Below are 4515 nucleotides of genomic sequence, written 5' to 3' on the forward strand. Positions count from 1 at the left end.
CTCGACAAGTCCTATCGTTCCAGGTCAGGAGCACTTCTCGCGTTTGTGATCAAGCCTCGGACAGATCACCTCACGAAAGCCCGAGGCTAAGCGGGGTGGCGACGCGGCGTGGCTCAGGCGAGCAGGCCCAGGGCGCTGTACCAAAGGGGTCCCGGGTTGAGCCGGTCACCGTGGAGCTTCGACATCTCCTCGAAGAACTCCAGCGGCTCCGGCTTGCCGGCCAGGAGCCGGATCGCGTCGCGCAGGTACTGCCGGGTCTCGTCCAGGATCTTCGGGTCGTCGGGCAGGTCTGCCTTCTTGTGGCCGGCGACCACGTGGCGCGGTTCGAGTGCGGCGAGCCGGTCGATGCCGTCCAGCCACGCCTGAAGGCCGCCGTCACCGCCTTCGAGCATCATCAGGTGCACGCCGTTGTAGACCACGTCCCCGGCGACGACGAGACCGATCGACGGCACGTGCAGGACGCTGGAGTCGTCGGTGTCGGTGTGACCGGTCTCGACGGCCCGGAGGACTCGGCCCTCCAGCCGGAATCCCTCGGTCGGCACGGGCACGGCGAGGACCGGGGTGTTCTCCGGGACCCCGGGGAAGGTCTTCGCGAACCCCTTGTCCTTGCTCTCCAGTTGGCTGCGCATCTGCCGGATGGTGCCCTCGGTGGCGTACACCACGCTGTCGGCGTCGCCGAACCGTTCCAGCAGCGTCGCGGTGCCGAACCAGTGGTCGGGGTGGCCGTGGGTGACGTAGACGAACGCCAGACGCTTGCCTGAGCGCGCCAAGCCCTCGGCGACCTGCGAGATCTGGGTGTGAGTCAGCGGCGGGTCCACCAGGACCGCGTCGCGTTCTCCGGTGATCAGGGTGGATGAGATCGGCGAGGACACGATCCCGTCGCCGTTCGGCAGCTGAAGATCGATCTTCCGGGGAACGCCGTCAGAGACGAGGACTTCGTAGGACAGTTCGGGCATCTCGATACTTCTCTCGTGGTAGGGGCTGCCCCCGCGAATGAGCGGCGGTTTGCCTGGCGAGGGTGAGCACTATTGATGAGTGGATCTACATCCCACACGCTGGAAACCCGTGGCGCACGTTGCCGGCGTGCACGCGGTGGTCTGGAGAGTTCCGGCAGGTCAGGCCAGGCGCCGGGTTGTCATCGTCCCCGGCGGAATGGCCCTTGCCCGCTGCCGGTAGTACTCGACCATCAGGCCCCCGGGGATGCCGGAGGAACCGGCCCGGACCCGGGTCAGCGGTGCCATGACGATGCGGTTGGCGAGCTCGATTTTCCCTAGGGAGACGGGGAGAAAAGTGAGTGAACGGGCGAAACTTCTGAAGTGTTGACGGTCATGGGATTCTTTCTTTCTGCGATACGGAGGAAAACGGGGTGAAGGTCTGCGGGGCAGGGGGTCCGCGCTGTCCCGGTGGATCGGGGTGTGGGTGGTGTGGGTGGTGTGGGCGGCGAACGCGGTGAGAGCCGCATGCCGTCGGCGTCGACGCCGGTGTTGACGCCGGTTCAAGCGCAACTGCCCGCTGGAGTCGGTACGGATGGGCCAAGCTGCGTTCCATGCGGCCGCGTTGAGGGCCGACGGGAGTCAGGGAGGACGGGACGAGGGTGGAGGCCCGGCTCACCGCGCCTCTCGCAGCACCCCCACCAACACCGCCGCCACCACGGCCAGCCCCGCCGACACCCCGATCGCCACATCCGCACCGCGCGCAAGCCCCCCGCCCGCCGATGTCGAAATCGCGATGGTCAGGGCCACCCCGGCGCAGGAGCCGATGTAGCGGAAGGTCTGCTGGGCGCCCGACCCCATCGCGGCGCGCTTGGTCGGTACCGACTCCACGGCGAGGAGGGGCAGCGCGGCGTTGAGGAGGCCGCTGCCGATGCCTGCCAGGACGAGGCCCGGGATCAGCCGGCGCCAGGAACCGGCGTCGAGGGCGCCCAGCATGGCGAGTACGCCGGCCGCGTGCAGGAGGAAACCGAGGGCCAGTTGGTGGCGTGGGGAGACGCGGCCCGAGAGGCGGCGGGCCTGTAGCGCCACCGCGAAGGACAGGCCGGACCAGAGCAGGAACAGCCAGGCCGTGTCCATCGCGGACAAGCCCAGCGTCTGCTGGAGGAGGGCCGGCAGGAAGCTGAACAGGCCGATCACCGCGAGGCCGGTGAAGAGGCCGCCGGAGGAGGAGGCGAGGAAGCGGGGGTGACGGAGCAGGCCCAGGTCGATCATGGGGGTCGCGGTGCGCCGTTCGACGGTGACGAAGAGGGCGAGGAGGACGGCGGCGGCCAGGAGCAGCAGGCCCACGGGCGCCCGCAGCCAGCCGTCCCGGCCCAGAGTCAGGGCCGCGACCAGGGAGACCAGGGCGAGTCCGAAGGTGGCCGCTCCGGCGAGGTCGGGGCGGCCGCCGCGCGGAGCGCGGGACTCGGACAGCAGGCGCGGGGACAGGGCGGCCACGACCAGGGCGGCGGCGCCGAGAACGACGTACCCCACGCGCCAGTTGGGGAACGCGCCGGTGACGATCGGGCCCGCCGCGATACCGCCGCTCACGAACGCGCCCCACACCCCGGTCGCGCGCAGTCGGCCGGCCGGGGTCGGGAAGGCGTGGACGAGGAGGCCGAGGCTGCTGGCGAGGAGGGCCGCGCTGGCCCCGCCCTGGGCGATGCGCGCCAGGGTGAACAGCCAGGTCGAGTTGGCGAGGGCGCCGAGGAGGGTGGTCAGGCCGAGGGCGAGGGTGCCCGCGACGAAGATCCGGCGGCGGCCGTGGTCGTCGGCGAGGCTGCCGGCGACCAGCAGGAGCGCGGCCAGACCGAGCGGGGTGCCGTTGAGGAGCCACGCCTGGGCGGAGAGCGGGGTGTGCAGGGCGGCGGCGACCTCGGGAAGCGTGACCATCGGCGCGGTGTACGTCATGAGGGCCACGGCGGTGGCACCGCTGGTCAGGGCGAGGGTGGCGCCCGGCCGTACCGGAGCGGGCGTCGGCTCCGGCTCCGGCTCCGGCTCCGGCTCCGGGGTGGGCTCCGCATGCGGGCCCACCTCGATGGTTCGTTCATTGAATCTAGTCACGTGGAGCACCGTACCAGAGTCGGTTCGTTCGTTGAACCTAATCATGTGGAGTACCGTAAACAGGATCGGTTCGGTCAATGAATCAACCCGCAAAGCGACTGAGGTGGAGGCCATGGCACTGGGCAAGGACTACGCGACCCAGGAGTGCTCGCTCGCCCGCGCGCTGGAGATCGTCGGCGAGCGCTGGACGCTCCTGGTGGTCCGCGACGCGCTGTACGGCGTACGGCGCTACAACGACTTCCTCGGCCGCCTCGGCATCCCGCGCGCCGTCCTCGCCGCCCGCCTCCAGATGCTCACGGACGAGGGGATCCTCGAAAAGCGCCGGTACCAGCAGTCCCCGCCGCGCGACGAATACGTCATCACCGACCGCGGCATCGAGCTGTGGCCCGTGGTCCACTCGCTCGGCCACTGGGGACTCATGAACTACGGCAAGACGGTCCTGCGCGTCTTCCGGCACGCCGAGTGCGGCACCGAACTCGGCCCGTACGGCGAATGCCCCGCCTGCGCAACCTTCGTACACCCCGAGGACGTCCTCATGGTCCCGGGCCCCGGACTCGACCCCGACCCGGCCGACCCGGTCAGCCGGGCCCTGCTGAAGCCCAAGCGGCTGCTGGAGCCGGTCGTGGTCGAACAGGGGTAGGTCAAGGTATGACCGACGGCAGACAGTACGACAGTCAGCTGCACAGCGAGGGAGGGGCGGGCCATGAACCGCAGCCCGCGTCCCGCCGTGGCCCTGCTGCTTCTGCTCCTCCAGGTCGCCCTGCTCGACACCGGCAGCCTCTCCGCCACCGTCGCGCTCGCCGCGACCGCCGCGGCCGGCTCCGCCCTCGCCGCCTGCTCCCTGGTCGCCGCGCGCTGCGCACCCGCCGTACCGCCCACCCGGGTCCGTACGGCCATCCGCGACCGGGCCCGCCATACCGCCTTCCCGCCCCAACGCGACCCCGACGCCAGGGGCCGCACCAGGCCCCGCGCGCCCGGACACGCCCTCCTGGCGACCACCGCGTAGGGGCACCACCGCACACACCCAAAGGTGACCCCGCGCGGGTCGTCATGCCGCCATACCCCCTTCCTAAGGACCCCAGAGCGGGCCGCAAGGCCTGGCGACGGTCGTTCACGTCCCGTCGTTGAGCCTGGGAGGTCGCGTGGAACTGGGAGCTGCGCTACTTCCGGCCTGGGGAGGCGTCGGTCGGGATCAGTGCCACGGAGCTTTGGTCGACTTCGTTTCCGTCATCGTCGATGAACCCGACGTGCACCGGTCGTCCGGAACCCTCGACGGTGCGAGTTCCTCCGGAGATCGTCATGACCGGGCCACCTTGAGCAGGGTCTTTCCGCCGCGGATGACCTGCTCGATCGCCGTATGGATGTCATCGAGGTCGAACACGGCGCCTAGGGTGCGTTTCAAATGTGCTGGTCATAGCCATTCGTTGATGGCTGCGACCAGCACGGTCGCCTCGTAGCGGACCGCCAACTTGTCGTACCT

Annotated in this window: 5 protein-coding genes; 2 read left to right on the plus strand and 3 right to left on the minus strand. The window is 70.1% G+C overall.

The window, feature by feature from the left end; all coding sequences use genetic code 11:
* Positions 1-113: 113 nt before the first annotated feature.
* From AB0958_RS44565 to AB0958_RS44575, 3 genes are all read right to left on the minus strand, one after another.
* The gene (locus AB0958_RS44565) at positions 114-956 is read right to left on the minus strand and encodes an MBL fold metallo-hydrolase (protein ID WP_366896201.1); all 843 of its coding nucleotides are present in this window, start codon (positions 954-956) and stop codon (positions 114-116) included.
* A 159-nt stretch (positions 957-1115) separates the two neighbouring features.
* Positions 1116-1241, minus strand: coding sequence for a hypothetical protein (locus tag AB0958_RS44570; protein WP_366896202.1), 126 nt, complete (start codon positions 1239-1241; stop codon positions 1116-1118).
* A 366-nt stretch (positions 1242-1607) separates the two neighbouring features.
* The gene (locus AB0958_RS44575; RefSeq protein WP_366896205.1) at positions 1608-2912 is read right to left on the minus strand and encodes an MFS transporter; all 1305 of its coding nucleotides are present in this window, start codon (positions 2910-2912) and stop codon (positions 1608-1610) included.
* Between the two features lie 235 nt (positions 2913-3147).
* Here AB0958_RS44575 and AB0958_RS44580 point away from each other — a divergent pair, with 235 nt between their 5' ends.
* Together AB0958_RS44580 and AB0958_RS44585 are read left to right on the plus strand one after the other, a co-directional pair.
* Positions 3148-3675 (plus strand): helix-turn-helix domain-containing protein, encoded by a 528-nt coding sequence (locus tag AB0958_RS44580; RefSeq protein WP_366896203.1) that lies wholly within the window; start codon positions 3148-3150, stop codon positions 3673-3675.
* 63 nt (positions 3676-3738) lie between these two features.
* On the plus strand, positions 3739-4041 hold the full coding sequence (locus tag AB0958_RS44585) for a DUF6412 domain-containing protein (RefSeq protein WP_366896204.1): 303 nt from the start codon (positions 3739-3741) through the stop codon (positions 4039-4041).
* The last annotated feature ends 474 nt before the right edge of the window (positions 4042-4515 follow it).

The sequence above is a fragment of the Streptomyces sp. NPDC006655 genome (assembly GCF_040703965.1).
GTDB lineage: Bacteria > Actinomycetota > Actinomycetes > Streptomycetales > Streptomycetaceae > Streptomyces.